Origin of the sequence: Sporosarcina sp. FA9, assembly GCF_051550205.1 — a bacterium.
In the GTDB taxonomy this organism is placed as follows: Bacteria; Bacillota; Bacilli; order Bacillales_A; family Planococcaceae; genus Sporosarcina.
This window is the reverse complement of record NZ_CP188819.1, coordinates 817,664-837,223: the sequence shown is the minus strand read 5'-3', so window position 1 is coordinate 837,223 and position 19,560 is coordinate 817,664. Positions and strand designations below refer to the sequence as shown.

Sequence of the window (19,560 nt, the reverse complement as noted above, 5' to 3'; positions counted from 1 at the left end):
ACTATAATATGGGATTTCATTATTTATTTTAGAAAAAACAAGACTTTTTCAGTGGCCTCGCTTTCGCGGACCGTGTTTTTGTTATTACTATTAACGAAGGAGTTGTAAAACGTCTTGTGGTTGTTGGTTGGCTTGCTTTGCCGCTATGTCTTTCGAGCATAGAATAGACTATATCTTCACCCTTTGATTTCTCAGTAGGGGCTGGGCGCTTCGGGCGGTGTTGTGTGCCTTACGGATTTCATCGACCTAGTTCGGGTGTCAGAATCGTGTTAGAATAACGAAATCAGTTGACTGGCTTCGAACACTAAGATAAAAGGCACAGGCATCACTTAATTAATCAAATCGGAATTGTGTCACAGCCATCTAAAATCCAGTGATAGTTACTCATGTTTGCCGCGCTAAATAACCCGGTCCTTGTAAGGTAAGTAGACCTAACCACTTGGGATCATTTAGATTATGTAAAACGTTATAGCATTACGACTTCAGGAATGCTTCACTGTTTTCAAGATACTGATTAAAGTCCTCCGGCATCAACTCAAATACTTTTATTCCCGCAAGCTCTTTAATATACTTCAAATATGCTGGCGTATACTCCTTCGCCCTTGATTTTACGTGGTAGGAACTTCTTTCCCCCATACCCAATGTCCGCACTAGAACAAACACAATAGAAAATTCTTCGGCTGACCTAACGCCAAACTCGACATCTAAAAAAAGCAGACTATCCAAGACTTTTAAGCGAATTTCTTTCTTCTTGTTTTTTGACATTTTTGATATATTTTTGAACTCGACAAGATGTAGGGTATGATTCCTATGATCAATCCATATGGCGTCTATAGACGCAGGGACAAGATATCGTTCTTTCAACATGATTTCTTTAATTTCATCCAAATCAAATACTTCTATCGTTTCATTTTCACAAACAAAAACATTATGCTGATCATCAAATGAGCATTGCTTAAAAGTTGATGATTCCCAATCTTGATTTAATAATTTTTCTTCTAGTTCAATCAAGGTCGTCATATTCATCCCTCAACTTTTCTAAATGAATAAATGGATTTGCAAAATCAGCATGCAGTAAAGGTAAATCATTTGTCACGTCTTTCAGTGTATTTCCATTCGGATTTCTTACGGTTTGATAATAATTCACTAACTTATTAATCTTATGTTTCTTTGAATACAATTCAATTGCTTCAACAAAGTAAGGACTGTGAGAAGTTACTAAAATTTTAATGTTTAATTCTAAAGATAAAAGAACAATTAGCTCTGCATATTTCAATTGCCACGATGGATGCAAATGAACTTCTGGCTCATCTAAAATTAAAATATCATTTCTTGAAAGCTCTCCTGATTCAATTAATGATTTAATTAATGAAAAAGATTTAATTCCTGTGGCCAAGTTGTTTACCGGGTATGCCGACCCCGTTTTATTTTCCTCAAATTGTATACCTTTTCCATCAAACTTTATGGTCCCTTTAATTACTTCTGAAAGGATATCATCAAACCGACCCATATTAACAAACTCATCAAAGAGAGTGACCTCTTTCAAAAGGGTAGGTAATAAATTTCGTAATTGCGTGGAATGGTCGAGTGAGTTTCTTGTAAACTGAAATGAATTAAAACGATAAAATCTAGATGGAGAAACATCGTCCAAAACGAATGGATTATCGATATAAATTGCACCCAAATTTTTAAAATGTTCAATATGCGTCTCATCTTTATTTAATATATTATCATTGAAGACTATTTTATTATGACTACTTTTCTCCCAAGTTGCCGTAATTTCACTTGGCAATTGTTTATTATACAGGGAGTTAATAGAATTAGAAAATTCATCTTTAAAGACTCTTTCCAAATAGCTCGTTTTATAATTAAGTGAAGTAACATCAATATTGAGTACCCTAAGAAATCTATCGATTTCGTAAAAGGCAGATTTTTTCATTTCCTCATTTTCATAATTAACTTGATTATCTTCTTTTAGTAGTTTGAACAGTTCCATTACTTTTGCCAAGTCCCTTTCTTCCAACGATTCTTCTACGTCATTAAAAAAACTGATAAAGAAGTTTTCATCAAAATCCCCCGACTTAAATTCAAAAAAACTCTTTAATCTTCGTAACTCACGTAAAAGGGATAAATATTGTTCATTCAGATTTCCTTCTTCAACATTTTTCGTTCCTTGAAAAAGTGCATAGACACTTTTCCCGATGGTACTTTTCCCTGTATTATTTTCACCAGCAATAATTGCAATTGAATTAATCTTTAAATTCGCACAATCAATACTTCCGATATTTTTTATGCCAATCCTCATAATTCGCTCTCTCCCAATAAAAAATAGTGTTTTTATTATTTACATCCAAATATTATTATGTTCCTTTATCTAGTATATCATTACCCTTGATACAATATTCAAATGGAACATTTTTTACTTCTATAACACCCTTTTGAAATCATATTAAGACCTATTTCATCCAATCCTTAAATTTATTTGGATCTGATATTGGGCTATAGACACCAAGGCATATTTTTTAGTAGTCTACTTAATTATCCAGATTCCTATATCGGTAAATAAAGCGTGAATCGAATGTAATTTATATCTAAGGCCTTGTTAAAATAGAAATAAGCGCTCAATAACTTTGAAGGGATATAAATGATTGACAACACAAACGGTTTTTATAATTTCATATGCGGTAAATTATTGGGGGATGGGCGGATTATTGCTACAACCAATTGAAAAATCATATTCCCGTATCCCCTCCTACCTACGGGAAAGTAATGGACGACCGGCTCATAAAAGGCCATTTTGAAAGATTTGTTGTTGGATTTGGGGTACCTATAATGTTAAATAGATAGTTGGAAAATGAAAAAACCATTGTTTTCAGGGTATAGGAGAAGTACCAATCACAGAACTTCCGATATACCACCCCACTAAAGAGGAGGAGCTGAAAACAATGGTCACACTATCATTAAATCATATTCAGGGGAAGAACGGAAGTCATTGGAATCGTTTAATGCGAGAAGAAAAGGCGAAAGAATACTGTATTGTAGCGATTGATGCAGCGAAGTTTGTGAATACAGCGATGGTATGTACTATTTACGGTGATATTTTACAGGAGCCATTTGAGTTCGATGGGTCAATGACGGGCTATCAATTGATGAAGAAATACATTGATTTGGTGTGTGAAACCTATGCACTTTCACAAGTGATTGTTGGAATTGAAACGACCGCGCATTACTATGAAGACCTTGTAAGACTGTGCATGAATGAAGGTTACGTCGTCCGTATTTTGAATGCCGCGACGACTGCCAGGGAAAGAGAAACTGTGTTGAATTATACGAAAACAGACCGTGTAGATTTGATGGCAATCGTCCAATCTTTACTCCATGGGCGTGGTGGAACAAGTGTAGAGTCGATACTTGAGCTTGAATCGTTAAAGACATTAACAAGGGCCAGAAGGACACTGGTCAACACACAAACAAGGACCATCAATCACCTACGTTTGTATATGGATCACATCTTTCGTGAGTTTCAAGGGAAAAACCTGAAGGTCAAAGGTGAAAATAAGGTCATTAAAATCTTGGATCAGTTTGTTTCAAAAACATCCCTTTTCTTGATGAGAAATCATCCTCACCCGTCAGATATCTTAACCCTAGGCAAAGCCGGACTTAGGAAGATATCTATTGAAAACAACCTGAAGCTACGAGAGGATGTTGTCGATAGGCTGTTGAATTACGCAGAGAATTCGATTTCCAAACCAAAGTCTATGCTTGAAAGCGAGTTACTTTTACTCCAACTAAAACTTGATGAATATGAATTAATTCACCGCCAAATCAAGCAATTAGAGGATGTAATTGAAGCAAAACTACTGGAGACCGATGGTGGTATCCTCTTAAGTATCCCTGGTTTAGGCATCACTACGGCAGCTGAATTAACCGCTGAAATAGGGAACGTCCATGACTATTCACATGCTGGACAACTCATCAAAATGGCCGGCACGAACCCAATTGTAAGACAGTCCGGTGGGAAAAAGGCGAATCATTATCGGATATCTAAACAAGGTAGAGCTGCTTTTCGTAACGTGGTCTACCAGGTAGGGAAAAACGTTGCGGTTCAGAATCCTGAAATGAAAGTCCGGTATTTGGCGATGAAGGACAAAGGAAAGAAAGCAGGCCAGTCCTATATCGCTCTAGGGAATCGAATCTTACGGATTGCCTTTGCCATGATCAATGAACAAAAGTTGTATAAAAGTAGTGAATCGGACTATTGTCTGGAAAAAGTCATCGCTGGCAAACTAAGAAATACGAATAAGCAAAAGCTGTTCAATCAACGATATGTAAAAGAAGTAGAAGAACTGTAAGCACAAAATATAAGTGTAGACAAAGGTGTTTTCCCGGAACGTAGACCACATAGATTAGGGTACCTGAGGCTTTAATGACCTCGTTGCACAGCGTCATGGGTCTTGTTTCACAAATACGAATAAAACGTTAAAGAACGTGAGCTTGTATTTAATAGGATGTATCCCTGTGAAATGAAACGCAAGACCTTTCACGTTGCGGAAAAACGCCATTATATGTTCTGTGATTGTTGAGTTTCAAAAAAATACCATTATGAGGCTTTGGTTTCGTGCGGCCAAAAATCTATTTTAATAGCGCTTGACTTATTTCACATTAAACGCTGTGCATGAAACAACAACAAACAATTCAACCAATTGTATATACATACAAATACAAAGGGTTTTTCTGCATATACCGAATAAATATGTAATTGAAGTGTATAGTCAGAATAGCTTCGTGCACAGGTACCTAAAAATTAAGGGGCCTAATCTTTATCCGTTCTAGGATACTATCTGGCCTTTTTCACCATTCAAATTTATTACGCCCATGCCGGGCACACCAAATAGAAAAACGTGATTTATATCACATTTTTCTTTCCCCATTAATGCTATTGTAAGACAAATGATTATCAATACGCTAACATTGAAAATTCCACATTTCTTCATGCAACTCAAATCTATAAATTACTTTCCAAACTTTTTTGGCTTCATTTTTCATATTTCTATAAAATTTTTTACAACCCAAAAGGAGGAAATTATGTTGATGGATATTCCGAAAATGATTATCGGGCATATGACGCCCAAAATCCCTGTTATTCAAGGTGGGATGGGTGTTAGAGTTTCGCTTAGTGGTCTCGCTTCTGCTGTAGCAAACGCTGGAGGGATTGGTACGATTTCTGGTACGGGTATTTCTGCCGAATCACTTCGAAGTCAAATTCGCCGGGCTAGAGAGCTGACTAACGGCAAAGGCTATATCGGTGTAAATGTCCTATTTGCAATAAATGACTTTGCGGAAAATGTCAAGGCAGCAATGGAAGAAAAAGTTGATTTCATCATTTCGGGAGCTGGTATTTCACGTGATATGTATAGTTGGGGCAAGGAGTACAACGTTCCTGTCATCTCAATTGTGTCGTCTGCAAAACTAGCAAAGCTTTCTGAGAGGCTTGGCGCTTCCGCTGTTGTTGTCGAAGGTTGCGAAGCGGGTGGGCATCTTGGGACAGATAGAGCGTTATTCGATGTGCTGCCAGAAGTGGTCGAATCAGTCGGTATTCCTGTCATCGCGGCGGGCGGCATTATTCATGGTGAGGATATTGCAAGAGCTGTCCAATTGGGAGCATCCGGTGTTCAAATGGGCACACGCTTTGTTGCCAGCCACGAATGCGATGCCCATCCCGCCTTTAAACAAATGTATGTCGATTGCAATGAAGGAGATACCGTCCTCGTCAAAACAACAGTCGGCTTAGAAGGACGCGCCATCCGTAATTCATTTACTGATTTAATTTATGGAGATAAAAAAGTCAAAATTAAAAAATGTTACAACTGCTTAAAGCAATGCTCATACCGATTTTGTACTATGGACTCGTTAAAGCATTCCGTAGACGGTGATGTTGACAACGGCATAGTCTTCGCAGGGTCAAGAGTGCATGAGATTAAAGAAATATTTTCTGTACAAACAATTATGGATAATTTAATGAAAGAATATAAGCTAGGTAAAACGTTTTGCTAATGAAGGTCAACTAAAAGAAGCTTCCCACAACCGCGGTTAAAAAAACCGAAATGGTAGGGAGCTTTTTTCACGAAAAATAATTGTATATTATAAAAGGCACCTTAATTGTTGGATGATGACCTTCATTAAAATGAAGACTTTTCCTACTTCGACTTTGGGGTACCTGTGCATGAAACAACAACAAACAATTCAACCAATTGTATATACATACAAATACAATGGGTTTTTCAACATATACCGAATAAATATGTAATTGTAGTGTATAATCAGAATAGTTTTGTGCACAGGTACCTAAAATTTTATCCTGCAATAATGAAACTAAAAAAGGGTTTTTTCGAATTTCACACTTAATAACATCATTTTCAAAAATCCCCTTCCGCATTCCATTTTCAATTGCCCTTTGTAAATTTATCATGTCCAACTAAATCACTCTTTCCTTTTATGACATCTAAATTTTCTTTCACTTATAATTTATCGTTGATAAGCTAGTGAACCATACCTGTATGACGCAATGACGAAAAATTCACACCTCTGGATAAGTATTTATAGTACAAAGATTTTCACGCAGATATCTGATTTCACTTTTATTATTATTCAATTGCAGTGAATTTACTGAGTAGTATCTTGCACATGCACGCGAAATTCACTTCATAAAATCAAAGCCAAAGTAAAATCCGCTTTCTAGGGTGGATCTAAAACACGTATATTCATAAACATACTGAACTTTATCTAAGTGGCTAAGTTAATATTGCAATTTGGGCAATTATACATTACACGAATATGATGACTAACCACTGGTTCTTAATTTTTAGCCTAAAAATATTGTCTCTGAAACTTTTATGGCCAATGTCTTTAGAACCTCCATTGAAACACTACCGCCATTTTCTTTTACAACTTCTTTCACCTTTGCCCATACCGTCTCATTTCTAATTGTATCAAGAAATTCATGTCCTCCCCATGTAATAGAACTATAAATCCACATTGGGATGTCATCTGCATACTTAATATTATTTTTTGCATAACCTGCCTGCTCTAATAATTCAAGATGATAAACCGCTTGATTACGATCTATACTGGAAGGTAATCTCAATTCTTTCTTATCAACTTGACTCTCTACTAAAAACAGTAGCTGTCTAATTAACTCCATATCACGTTTCAAATTCAACATTCCCTTCGTTTTATATTGTCTACGAACCAGCCATGAAAAGTTTCATGTTTATTTATTTTTTTAGCACCTTACAAAGCTAAGTCGATCATAATAAAATTCCTTTTGACAATTGGTCGCTATACGATATCGCAAATAACACCCCTTGCATTGTCTAAGTTCAATAATAATTGCTCCATATCTCTAATCTAAAACTTTTTGTGATTTAATAACAATATAGTCCATTGAATTACACTTTTTACACTTCATTATCCTTTATCCACCATATAAAAAGAAGGAGAGACTATAGTCTCTCCTCCTTTTCTTTTTATTATTAACGTAACAATTGTAGTACGCCTTGTGGTAGTTGGTTGGCTTGCTTTGCCGCTATGTCTTTCGATCATAGAATAGACTATATCTTCACCCACAGCGTGATCTGTTTGGGGCTGGGCGCTTCGGACAGTGTTGCTTGTCCTACGGATTTCATCGTCATAGCCGAAGCCTTAGACGGTATATCCTAGTCGTTGAACCTTCTCCAGGGTTTCCCCACAGGAGCTTGGCTGCTGATTGTCCATTGTTTCATCCTCATCATTTTCTGACCATCACGCTGACCGTTTCCAGTTACGTTGTGGTTGATGCGGCTTTAGGAGGTTCCAGCAATTCACCCAGTTGTGCTCTTATCCGTTACCAGGTAAGACGCCCGTTCACAACATTACCGAAGAAGTTGTAATACTCCTTGTGGTACTTGCTGTGCTTGAGCCAACATTGCTTGTGAAGCTTGTGCAAGAATTGAATTCTTTGTTTGTTCCATCATTTCTTTCGCCATCGTGCGAAACATTTACTTTCATAAATGACTAGACTATATCTTCACCCTCTAGTTTCCTAGTAGGGGTCGGGCGCTTCGGATTCACAATGCTGATGTACATTGCTTCACCTACGGATTTCATCACCATAGCTTACGCCTTAGATGGTCTATCCTAGTCGTTGGACGTTCTCCACTCTTTCGAGACAGGAGCTTCGCTGCTGATTGCCCAATCTCGCTTCTTTTCAGCCATTCACGCTTGCCGTTTCCAGCTACGTTGTAGGGAAGTGAGTTTTAGGGGTTTCCAGCAATTCACCCGATAATAATCCAAGCCGTTACCAGCCAGGACGACTGTGCTTATTCCTGCAATTAAGCAGCTTCAGCATAATCTACGTCACGGACACGAGATTCCGCAGCAGTTAGGTTTTCAGACGATGTGTTCAAGTTGTTAATTGTGTGTTCTAAACGGTTTTGGAATGCACCTAATTTAGATCGTTCAGCAGAAACAGTTTCAATAGCAGTGTTAATTGCAGTAACTGCAGTATTAGCTGCACTTTGTGTCGAGATATCGATACCTGCTTTAGTATGAGCTTCAGTAAGACCACCACTAAATGTAGCAGAAGAAGCTACTTCAGCAACTGTAGCGACAGTGACTATATCATTAGCAGAATCTAAATCAGCTAATTTTGTACCCGCCGCCATATTAATGGTCATTCCTGAAAAGTTTCCAGTAGTTACGGATAAAGAAGTTGCATTTGCATTAGAAATGTTTACGTCTTGAGTGTTACCAGTTCCATCTGTAAGAGTGATTTTTGCAGATTTACCTGCAACTGCCGCACCACCAGTTTCAGTAGTAACAGATAGCTTCAAGTCAGCAAGTATACTTGGCGTACCAGCACCTGATTCCCCTACTACTGTCATTTCAGACCCAATACCTGTTGTATTTGAAGATAGTGATAATATATTACTTGCATCTAAAGTTGCGTAGGCAATACCCGTCGTGCCATTTGCAGTATTAGCTGCATCGTTGATTTTGGTTACAACCTGTGCTCTAGTATCGTTGTCGGTAATGTCTACATCAAATGCCATTCCACCATTAATTTGTAATTCCAACTTACCTCCAGTAGCTACAGCAGTCTCTGTTGCCGCGGCACCAGTAACTGTTCCAGATGTAGCAGGAGTCGCTGGCGCAGCTGCGGTATAATGTGCAGTAATCTCCGCGCCGTCAAGAACTTTAGAACCTAGATTATCATTATCAAAGCTCACAGTTGCTATACCCGCAGCACCTGTTCCAGTCGCAGTGGATGTATCTCTTGCTACGCCAAGTGTTTTTGCATCCATTGCATTGATGCTTATAGAGAGGCTTTGGTTAGCATTTGCTCCGATTTGGAACTTCACTTCACCGTTATTACCTGTTTTGATTCCTCCATTAAGAAGGTTTTGAGTATTAAACTCAGTATTATTTGAAATTCTAGTAATTTCTTGTGCAAGTTGGTCTACTTCTTTTTGTATTTCGCCACGGTCACCAGCAGTATTAGTATCGTTGCTAGACTGAACAGCCAACTCACGCATACGTTGAAGAATGTCATGAGTTTCATTCAATGCACCTTCTGCAGTTGCAATCATTGAAATGCCGTCTTGAGCATTTTTCGAGGCCATATCTAACCCACGAATCTGCCCACGCATTTTCTCGGAAATTGCAAGACCAGCTGCATCGTCCCCAGCTTTGTTAATACGCATTCCTGAAGATAATTTCTCCATAGATTTAGATTGGTTAGTTGTAGCTGCGTTCAACTGACGAAAAGTAACATGAAAAACTGGAAATCTTCCTAAGCTAGAAACCCATGTGGCTCAAGGGGGTAAGGAGAAATTGTTGCTGCATCATTAGGTGAACAAAACAGAATGGAAAGAACTCGTTCCAAAACATTAGGAAAGCATAAGAAAAAGGGAAAGTGAAAAACAGGGGTTCAGTAGGAAACCATTATGACCTGTTCATCATCTTTTCCATTAGAAATCCATTTGCTAGGCATTTTTCTGCAACAATGTCTCAATCTCTTTTGCATAACCATATTTCTGAAAGAATTCGATTAAAGCTACTTCGAATATTTCTCGTTGATTGATATTCTTTTCCTTACTGAAGTCCCGAACCATTTGGTCTAATGTGTTTGTCATGTGGACCGATTTCGTCACGAATACACCTTGGAAAGTGTAACGGGGAATCTGCCCTGACGATACTGACGATACTGTCGATCCTAACATACTTTGCAATCCACGCTTGTTTGTCGCTAACCATTCCAACAAAGGTAAGAAGTGTCCGAAGTCACCGTTCACAACAGAAGAACTTACATTTGTAACAGCAGTATCAACAGTAGCAACCCCCTCATCAACTTCAGGTATTGTCGGAGAAGTGCAGAAATAGTTCCCTGCTTCCTGCGACCATTCAAACCCTTTCGACTTCATATAACTTGCCATATCCAGATGACTTTCAAACCCTACCTTCAATGCAATCTCTTTTGGATTCGCTCCCTCTTTGTTTAGTTCCATAACCACTCTTCGAACACTATCTGATGGAAAGTCCATCAGTGTTTCCAGCGGAGCTTTGAATACATCAGCTGGTATATATGTTCCTTTTCGTTTGTCCCAAAGGAAGTTCTTGCGATTCATATAACCATCCATAGAACGGTAAGTTGAATAACGAAATTGCTCCGCAACATCTTCCCTTGAAAAACCTTCTCCTAACAGATGTAATATCTTCTTGACCTTATCATCATAAATAGGTTGTAATGCTTCTACTTTTGCCATTTGTTACGCCTCCTCTATAATGTGTTAATTGCGTCTTTTAGATCCTCCATATTGCTGTGTACATAGATACTGGTAGTTTTTAGGCTGCTATGCCCCAATAATTTTGAGATTTTGACTAAATGAACATCGTTCTGTACAAGTTTAGATGCAAACGAATGCCTGAGGACATGCGCGGAAACTGTCTTTTTCCATCCCAACGATTTTGTCGTTTCTCTAAAGACCCTTGCTACACTAGTTGTGGAAAGTGTCCCTGAAATTTTTGTAGCAAAGAAATAGTCCGAAGTCACTCTCCAGTTTGCATTGTAATCCACAAGTAATTCCTTTAATTTAGAATTGATTGGTACGTTTCGGTCTTTGTTTCCTTTACCATGCCTTACATGAATTAAATTTTCTTCTAAATTCACATCTTCCACCTGGAGGTTAAGGCATTCGGAAATACGTAAACCAGTAAAATACAGTGTACGGGCAACTAATTGAATCAGCTTATGTTCAATGGCATCCGCAAATTGAAAAACCTTTGATTCAGTTAGATATTGACGCTCTTTCTGCTGGCATTTAATTGATTCTAGTTTTGCAGTGACATTCTTATCACACCACTCACTTTTGTACGCGTAGCTGAAAAATGATCGCATAGTACCTAATACGCGCTTTCTACTAACCGGTTGATAATTCTTCTCTACCTTAAGGTGATAAAGATAATTCTCCACATCCTGTTGCGTGATGTCTTGCAAGTAAATAGGCGCATTATAAACCTCCTGAAGGTAACCATTCAAATGTGATATATCTCCTAGATAGGCTTTGATCGTTACCGGACTTCTCTCAATGTTCGCTTGATACTTCCCAAACAGTTCGGCTGAATCCAGAAGAAACATGTATAAAACTCCCTTCCAATTAATAATTACTTCAAGATAATAATATCTATTTATAAACCGGTTACTTCCATTTTCTGCACAATAAAAGAATAAGAAACACCAATCAATAGAAGCAGCCTTGCGACCCTTCTACCAATAAACTTGATTACCTGACCCTCTTTTTATCACAAATAAATTAATGTTTTATAGATTTTTGGGTGGTGCGAGGGGTGTCAGTTCAGAAAAAAGATAGGATGAAATGAAATGTCTTTTGAAATTCAATAAGTATCTTTCTTTTTTCATACCACACTCGCCACTCATTTTTTTGAGTGGCATGAGTGGCATGAGTGATCTAAGTTCCAAAAAAGATAGAAAAGGAAGGAATGCTATCTCATCAACTAGAATTTATTTTTAGTAAGTCATGCCCCCTATACCCCCAGAATGCTTAACAAGGTGATACATAATCCAAATCCGCTTCGGGAATTGCGGTAATCCGTAAACCTTCGAAATATTCATGCCCTTGAATCTTCTTTTCGACAATGACTTGTCCATCTTTTGCCGCAATCTTTCTAAAAGTATCTAAAAACTTTGTTGGATTCAGGTTACTATATTCCATGTACCCGTTCTCAGAAGCCCATCGTTTGAATGCCTTTCCAAAATCGGATCGTTTCACTCTCGAATTATTGTCAGATTCAATCATGTCATAATAAAATTTAATGATGGGATTCTGCGTTACTTTATACTCTTGCAACGCTTGCTCGCACACCACACTATTTGACATGTTGAATTTATTTTTCACAAGCCTTTGAAACCCTTCTAGCGCAAATACCAGAATCCCATCCAACTCCTCTAAAAGATGTCTTGGTAACTCCTTGTCCATATAATTGATACCTTCTTGAGGTATTTCATCGGCTTTCAGTTCCTTAAACTCTTTATTGAATGGAATGATGGTTAGTCTCCGGTAATAGCCATCAGAAATATCGTCTGAATCCATCATGCGGTTTAGTAAGATAATAATCTTAGCAAATAGCTTTGTGTTGAATGAGTCTTGGTATTTCATTTCTACATTCACTGCATCCCCACCCGTGATTGTCTTAAAGTTCTGTGTGTTGAATTTCTTATCAAATTCATTTTCCGAGGAGATGTTCACAAGCTTTCCAGGTAGATTCTGCATGCCAAACTTTGCACCCAGCGTACTCAAGGGAACATTTGATACATTGGCTTCCCCAATTAGATGTCGTATGATTTCCGACAGAACACTTTTCCCATTCGATCCATTCCCCAAAAAGATGAAGGCTTTCTGGATTTTGATGTCACGTAAGAAACAATAGCCCAGCATCTCCTGGATTAAATCGATGCGCTCCTGATCTCCTTCAAAGACATCCGCTAAGAATGCAAGGAACCGCGGGCAGGTCGCAGAAGGGTTATAACTCATACCTAGTTGAAGTGTTGATAGGAATGCTGGATCATGATTTACTAGATTCATTGTGCTTAAATTCAACATACCATTCCTCAAATTGATGAAATTCGGATTGGGGTCCATGGTGCTTTTGAAAGGCATGACTCGTTTAATTGCAGCAAAATATTCGTTCTCCCACCTTACGCTCCAGCTATTATCTTCAGCCTCGTGAAGAATATCCCGGCAAACTTTCTTTAAGGAATCATCATCTAGTAGTACAAACTGACCCGCCTTGTCAAAGACGTATGACTGTCTGTTGTCATGAGGAACAAGCTTCATGCGACTCAGAACATAGGTTGCAAACACATTAGCATTGAGCGTAAGAAGACCCTTTGGACTATATGCAAGACCCCTATTGATGAACTTAATGCTTCGTAAACGGTTTAGTATAGCTGATGCTGGATCGCCCAACTGAGAAGTCCCCGTGTACCCCAACTGTGTTAATACTTCATAACCAACTGCAGAAACCGGTGGGACAAGTGGCACGGGCGATTGAAAAGCAATGATGGCTTTCTCAAATACATTTTCGTGAAGGGCAGAAATACCTGAAACCTCATTAATGTATAGCTCTCCCGCCTCCCCTAATTGAGCAAGATTCGACATGATTCCATTCATCAGTGCCTCGTTCAATTGCTCTGGATGATCACGCACCCACTGAAATAATGGTTCATGGCTTATGGCAAAGGCAACAGTTTCCTCCTTGTCTTGCTCAAAGCATTCGATTTTCTTCTCCAATGCGTTCATTGTGTTCATTGTGTTCATTGTGTTTATTGTGTTTGTAATTTCAGTCATAATTTTCACAGTCCTCTCTGATTTGGGTAGTCATGGTGATAATAAAAGGGAGTCATGCCCCCCGATGATTAGAATGAAACAGTTGCCGGTGAATCGTCCAATTGTATTTTTTCAAGTTGGGCGATTTCTGCGTAAACATTCCCATTGTCTTTCTGATCATGTTTAACTTCAATTGTGCAAACCACACCTAAGAGATCACCAATAGAAAAACCTTGTTTCGAGTCATAGCCTAGCAATTTAGAGAGTAGCCAAACATAAGGCGCTTTTTGATTTGGCGTTTTGTAGTAGTATTGCTTGAGTTCAACCTCTTGCTCTGGTTGATTATGCTGTGGCACATAGACCGTCCAAGTTAGAATCAACAGGGCTTGTTTCCCGTTTTTAGTGGTAGCATTTTCATCAAACACGCCATCAGTTACCACCGCAAAATAAGTGCCGGGGGAGACAGCAGGAATGTAATAAGACTTTCCAATTTGAGCTTGAAATTGGGTCTGACTTTTTGCCTGATTCAGTTGTTGAATTTTTGAAAACAGCCCTACTGGAGCCGTTAAAATCGCCGATGAAGGTAATGTTTGGTTTACGGGCGTTGGACTATTTCCCGTTGCCTGTTGGGCTGCCGATACCAATGCGTTTACCGGTGTATCCGATGGCTCATTTACCTGCGGATTTACTGCTGTCATAGTTGTGTTTGTCATTTTAATTTCCTCCATTTATAAGTAGTATTTGTGTATCTCTTTTGTCGATTTATGATACTTATTTCCTGATTATTACTTTACCCAATGCTTGGCTACCTTTACTTCAACTGTAATTGGAACTTGTCTAACGATAATACTCATGCCACCAATCATACTTTTTTCAAGGAATTTTTTTGCCATCTCTACTTCACTGTCAGGTACCTCAATCACAATCTCATCGTGGACAACAGCAACCAATCCCCAAGAAGCATTTCGCCCTTGCAAAAAAAGAGATAGAGACTCTTTCAGTCCTTCTGCACAGGATGCCTGAATTGGATAATTGAACCGAGCGATTTTCCCCTTTTCCAGCATATGATGACCCTCTTTCCAGTAACGACCTCCTAATGTCTGGATGAAATCGGCTTTCAGCATTTGGTCCTGATAATCAGAAACCCCTTTATAGAGTTCAAAATACTTGGTACGAAATGCTTCAGCTTCATATAATTCAATGGGGTCGTCAATCGCAGCATTTATTTTCTTTTGCAGTCCCCACTTTGTCATTCCGTACACAAGCCCGAAATTTATTATTTTTCCAACTTTCCTTTCAGTTGGAGTAATCAGTTCAATCGGCTTGTTCCCAAAGATAAATGCTGCGGTTTTGTTGTGAAGATCTTCTCCTTCATGGAACGCTTTGACCAGTTCCTGGTCCTGGGAGACTTCAGCCAAAATCCGCAACTCAATTGTGCTATAATCAGCAACGATAAAGGAATGTCCTTCTTTCGATTGAAAATAAGGCTTTGAAATACTTGGCATCCCTTGCAGATTAGGTTCCTTGCATGTCATTCGAAATGTATCTGCACCACATAGTTTCCAATTACCACGCAACCTACCATCCTTATCGATCGCATTCTTTATCTTTTCTCCATAAGATGAGAGCTGCTTTTGCAATTTCTTGTACTGCCGCATATCTTTAATGGAGCTCAGTTGATTTTCATATTTAGCTAAGACTTCATCTTTTGTACTTTCGACATCAATGCCATTAGCCGCTAGCGCAGCCGTAATTTGTTTAGGTGATTGCATGTTTAATGTAGGAACTTTTAGTTCTAAGCGAATCATTTCGAGCAGCTGGTCACGTTCCCTTTGCATTGCTTGTAGTTCCACTTCCCAGCCATCATAATCAAATCGAATACCTTTTATATTCAGCTCGATGATTGCATCCATTGCATTTATTTCACGTGCTAGGACGATGTCCAGGTGCTTTTGTTTAATCGCTTCTTTAAAGATAGAATAGAGTTCATATGCAACTTTGGCATCCATCAAGGCATATTCCTTATGCTCTTCCGTAATATTCCCTTTCCAATTGTCGGCGTGTTGGTAGGTTTTATTGAGTTCCATACCGAGCTTTGTCTTCGCCAACTCTTGTAGGCTATTACCCTTTTTAACGTGATTATTCAGGATCTGTGACATTAAAAAGGTGCATACGAAACTGTTCACTACATAGCCTTTCGCACGAAACCATGAGACGTCGAAGGTTGCATTATGAAAGATTTTCAACACTGTCGGATCGCTTAGAATATCCCTTACCTCGTTCAAGTCCTTTGTAACAAACCGGGTATTATTCCCGTAAACACTAACCAGCTTTATTTCACCGTGAAGCGGTAAAAGGGCGGTTGTTTCAATATCTACACCGATAATTCTTTCATAGCCTATTTCCGGCTTCGTTAGAACGTGGTATGTGTTTGTCTTATGACGTTTTAACTTAAGCAGTGCTTGATTGAGTTCCACATGACCTTTAGGGATTTTCCCATTTGCCGACAGATGAATCGTTGAATCCTGTACATTAATTTCATAAAAATTTCGCACTAATGAAAGATCACCCATTCCCAATCCCCCTCTCTTCAACAACATAAAAAGAACCTAATGCGCTGTTAGTATTCAAGAACAGTTTTGTACAATAAACCGATAATCATATTCAACTTTTTCGTGCAGGACACCCAGTTCATTTTCAAAGCGATTCCGTAAAGAATTGAGATCGTTTGAATCATAAACCTTGAATGGATCCTTCAATACGAAGTAAGCCGCTGAATTTTTAGTGAAGCTCTCTGCACAAAAAGTGATGGCTTTAGTACAATGTTGCTGGAATTGCTCAATTGTGAATCCTTGCTGCTTTGGATATTCTGGCAAAAGCTTAACACCAACTAATTCAATTGGTTCACACATTTTTGATAACTCGGACAAAATTCCACTTTCCGTGAATTCCGTAACACTCGACATTTTACATCCTCCTAAAATCGGGACAATGTTTCGTGATAACCATTGCCCCGTCATGTAGTTACTGTTACCTAAGCACTCGAGAGATTTATTAAAGTCCACTGATGACTAATTCAATTTCGCAAAGGTGCATTATTGGCTGCAAACGTTTTTGAATACTTTCTATTTTTTCGATTACTGCGCAATCCATTCCTTCAAGATCTTCGAACATCCCTGTAGGACTATCAACCAGTGTAAACATTGACTCCATCTGACCCAGTTCAAAATTTTCAATGGTGAAGTGATTACTTACTAATTCATAAATTTCATGATTAACCATGAAATAGTCATGATTTCCTTGGACATCTGGATACGAAAACCGTGCTAAAATGGATTGGAAGTGGAAGCACTCAGGTTTCCCATCAATTTCCTCGCAGATATTAAAACTGATTGCGAACTTGTTATTTACTTGATATTTCATGTGTAAATTCATCCTCTCAGGGTAATTTTTGTGTTCTGTAAACTTATATAGACGGTATCTACTTTGCTACGTACTGATGTAAACGCTATTCTGTTTTCAAGGAGCAGCACTTCTATCCTTCTACTACATCGCTTAAAGGATCAATTCAACCCATCGAAAGTGGATGTAAAGAATGATTATGCGATTACTTATTTAATGACCTCAGTTTCAAGCATCTTGACTTCTTCTTCTGCTGCCTCTGAATTAACTTTCTAGATTTCTACACTTGTAGAAATCCTTTCACTAATTCTCCTTCCGCTCCACAACTTTTTTTCAATTTCTACTACTCCTTTATTCTACGAGTTATTTAATAAAACAAAAATGCACAAAAGTGAGGTTTATAATCCACTTTTGTGCAAAAACACTTGTTCTTATTTTAGGGTTTAGAAAAAGCATAAGAGGATTTCTCTTATACTTTTTATTCATTCCACCATTGTTCACTTATCATCTTTTTAATACCGACTCCCATTTTTTCTGCTTTGCGTTTTATTTCGTTATAATACATTTCTGTGTACATGACCGTTCTATCAGTAGGTGTATTTTCAATTATGTACTTCATGTCCTCTTGAATCGTCTGGATAAGCTGATTATGTAATATCATAGCAATCGGTTGTGCATGAGAACTGTCCGTGTAGAACATCTCATAAATTTTCAGCATTGATTGTTGATAAGATTCCAACTCAGGAGTATCAAAGTCTATGGAATCGAACTGCTCATCCACAGTACTTTTTGTTTCAATTACACTTTCAATAAAGTCTGAATACCCATTAACCGATGTATTTCCTTCAACTGCATCTATATTCCTTACCAACAACTTCCACACCGGTAAACTTGCTTTTGGTATAGCATAGTCTCTTCCCGTTTTAAAGGACTCTGCAGAAATCCCCAACTGATTACATGCCCTTTTGAATGCTTTAGTAGTTTTCCTCATTGCAGTTATCTCTACTAAGTCAGGAAATGCAAAAGCCGCCAATTCATTCATATTAATCATTACTTCGTTATCCATACTTTTACCCCCTGATATAGACCGTATCCCCTCAATTAGGGATATGGTCTATTCTTAAGTCCTTAAACAATTAGTATAATTATACCCCTTTCTCCCTGCACTTGTCATTGTAAATTTTTAAGCATCACTTGCATTTATGGTTTCCATTCTTTCGAAATGAAAGATAGGACGACAAATGTTGCCGCTATGGGACGTTGCTTTCCCATTAATTCTTTTTAATAGTGATTAATATCTATTGATATTAATTATCATTATTGTAATGATTCAACAGATGTTCTTTTATCGCTTCATTAATCAAGTGAGTAATGCTTAAAATTTGTTCGCCTTCATGTAATTGGCGAATAATCTGCATGACATCCTTACTAATATAGGTGGTGTAGCGGATGTGCGTCTCCATAAACAACTCTTTCTTTGGTTTACGTTTCGGGACAAATTTCATTCCGTCAATGAATAGTTCTTTCGGTTGTTGGTCGGCATCCCTATCAAACAAGTGATCTTCTACCTCGATTTCTTCTAGTTCATAGGCAGTTTCTTCTGCAACTTCCGCTATCATTTCTTTTTCCACCTGGATTACACGTTCATTATGCCAACCAGTATTCCTATAAACTGATTCACTAGGGCGATCGTGATCAGGTAGTAGGGACAAATTCCGTCTTCTTCTTGAACCAAAGCCACCATTATTATCATTCATTTCATTTCCCCTTTTCCTATTAACTTTATGTCCACGTAAACGGTTACGTACACGTAAACATATTATTTTATTGTTTGCTCATATGTATGCATATGAAAGACAAAAAAAGAGAAGGGGAAATGAATCGGACTAGACAAACAATCGCTGCTTATTTCCATTACCTCATTAGAAATAAGCAGCAACCATTTAATACATTTCTTCTGGAAATAAAAGTGTTTGGTATTCTCCAGTGTCCACCGCCCAGATGATGCTGTTCTTTACTGGATCATCCTCAAACATATGAACAGTTGATTCCTCATAATAGGGTAAGTTTAACTGCTGGTGAATGATGTCCTGTTGATCCTTCCGCTCTTTTCCACCCTTTAGTTTGAATATCTGAATATGACTGAGCTCATCACTTGTTTTTCGTAATTCATCAATCATCCAAAACAAATGATTGATTATTTCATGGGATATCTCCGCACAAATCCTATCCGTCATAAATCTTTTCATTTCATCTTCAAACATAATTAACGCCT

17 protein-coding genes are annotated in these 19,560 nt (G+C 38.1%); 2 read left to right on the top strand and 15 right to left on the bottom strand.

Features of this window, described 5'->3' with window-relative positions:
- Positions 1 to 474: 474 nt before the first annotated feature.
- The gene (locus ACP8HH_RS03930) at positions 475 to 1,020 is read right to left on the bottom strand and encodes a hypothetical protein (protein ID WP_438316116.1); all 546 of its coding nucleotides are present in this window, start codon (positions 1,018 to 1,020) and stop codon (positions 475 to 477) included.
- A complete protein-coding gene (locus ACP8HH_RS03925) occupies positions 1,004 to 2,305 on the bottom strand; it encodes an AAA family ATPase (protein WP_438316113.1) in 1,302 nt (433 codons plus the stop codon). The genes ACP8HH_RS03930 and ACP8HH_RS03925 overlap by 17 nt, the downstream gene beginning before the upstream one ends.
- Positions 2,306 to 2,945: 640 nt before the next feature.
- Here ACP8HH_RS03925 and ACP8HH_RS03920 point away from each other — a divergent pair.
- Both ACP8HH_RS03920 and ACP8HH_RS03915 read left to right on the top strand, forming a co-directional pair.
- Positions 2,946 to 4,352: an IS110 family transposase gene (locus ACP8HH_RS03920; RefSeq protein ID WP_438316111.1), complete on the top strand. Its 1,407-nt coding sequence runs from the start codon at positions 2,946 to 2,948 to the stop codon at positions 4,350 to 4,352.
- 739 nt (positions 4,353 to 5,091) lie between these two features.
- Positions 5,092 to 6,054: an NAD(P)H-dependent flavin oxidoreductase gene (locus ACP8HH_RS03915; protein ID WP_438319027.1), complete on the top strand. Its 963-nt coding sequence runs from the start codon at positions 5,092 to 5,094 to the stop codon at positions 6,052 to 6,054.
- A gap of 808 nt (positions 6,055 to 6,862) precedes the next feature.
- On the opposite strand, the gene ACP8HH_RS03910 is transcribed toward ACP8HH_RS03915, so the two are convergent.
- The 13 genes from ACP8HH_RS03910 to ACP8HH_RS03850 form a co-directional block, all read right to left on the bottom strand.
- Positions 6,863 to 7,213 (bottom strand): DUF2513 domain-containing protein, encoded by a 351-nt coding sequence (locus ACP8HH_RS03910; RefSeq protein ID WP_438316108.1) that lies wholly within the window; start codon positions 7,211 to 7,213, stop codon positions 6,863 to 6,865.
- A 697-nt stretch (positions 7,214 to 7,910) separates the two neighbouring features.
- Positions 7,911 to 8,036, bottom strand: coding sequence for a flagellin (locus tag ACP8HH_RS03905; protein WP_438316106.1), 126 nt, complete (start codon positions 8,034 to 8,036; stop codon positions 7,911 to 7,913).
- A 333-nt stretch (positions 8,037 to 8,369) separates the two neighbouring features.
- Positions 8,370 to 9,761 carry a flagellin gene (locus tag ACP8HH_RS03900; RefSeq protein WP_438316103.1) on the bottom strand — a complete coding sequence of 464 codons (1,392 nt, stop codon included), beginning with the start codon at positions 9,759 to 9,761 and terminating at the stop codon, positions 8,370 to 8,372.
- Positions 9,762 to 10,022: 261 nt separating this feature from the next.
- Positions 10,023 to 10,802 carry a hypothetical protein gene (locus tag ACP8HH_RS03895; protein WP_438316101.1) on the bottom strand — a complete coding sequence of 260 codons (780 nt, stop codon included), beginning with the start codon at positions 10,800 to 10,802 and terminating at the stop codon, positions 10,023 to 10,025.
- Between the two features lie 14 nt (positions 10,803 to 10,816).
- Entirely contained in the window at positions 10,817 to 11,674 is an 858-nt protein-coding gene (locus ACP8HH_RS03890) for a tyrosine-type recombinase/integrase (RefSeq protein WP_438316098.1), read from the bottom strand.
- Positions 11,675 to 12,098: 424 nt separating this feature from the next.
- Positions 12,099 to 13,904, bottom strand: coding sequence for a DNA primase family protein (locus ACP8HH_RS03885; protein WP_438316096.1), 1,806 nt, complete (start codon positions 13,902 to 13,904; stop codon positions 12,099 to 12,101).
- 68 nt (positions 13,905 to 13,972) lie between these two features.
- On the bottom strand, positions 13,973 to 14,611 hold the full coding sequence (locus ACP8HH_RS03880; RefSeq protein WP_438316093.1) for a hypothetical protein: 639 nt from the start codon (positions 14,609 to 14,611) through the stop codon (positions 13,973 to 13,975).
- A gap of 57 nt (positions 14,612 to 14,668) precedes the next feature.
- Positions 14,669 to 16,456 carry a DNA polymerase gene (locus ACP8HH_RS03875; protein WP_438316090.1) on the bottom strand — a complete coding sequence of 596 codons (1,788 nt, stop codon included), beginning with the start codon at positions 16,454 to 16,456 and terminating at the stop codon, positions 14,669 to 14,671.
- Between the two features lie 54 nt (positions 16,457 to 16,510).
- On the bottom strand, positions 16,511 to 16,849 hold the full coding sequence (locus ACP8HH_RS03870) for a hypothetical protein (RefSeq protein WP_438316087.1): 339 nt from the start codon (positions 16,847 to 16,849) through the stop codon (positions 16,511 to 16,513).
- Between the two features lie 88 nt (positions 16,850 to 16,937).
- Positions 16,938 to 17,306, bottom strand: a complete 369-nt coding sequence (locus tag ACP8HH_RS03865; protein WP_438316084.1) for a hypothetical protein — start codon at positions 17,304 to 17,306, stop codon at positions 16,938 to 16,940.
- A 457-nt stretch (positions 17,307 to 17,763) separates the two neighbouring features.
- On the bottom strand, positions 17,764 to 18,351 hold the full coding sequence (locus ACP8HH_RS03860; protein ID WP_438316081.1) for a hypothetical protein: 588 nt from the start codon (positions 18,349 to 18,351) through the stop codon (positions 17,764 to 17,766).
- Between the two features lie 241 nt (positions 18,352 to 18,592).
- Entirely contained in the window at positions 18,593 to 19,042 is a 450-nt protein-coding gene (locus tag ACP8HH_RS03855; protein WP_438316078.1) for a hypothetical protein, read from the bottom strand.
- Positions 19,043 to 19,228: 186 nt separating this feature from the next.
- Positions 19,229 to 19,549, bottom strand: a complete 321-nt coding sequence (locus ACP8HH_RS03850; protein WP_438316075.1) for a DUF960 family protein — start codon at positions 19,547 to 19,549, stop codon at positions 19,229 to 19,231.
- Between the last annotated feature and the right edge of the window lie 11 nt (positions 19,550 to 19,560).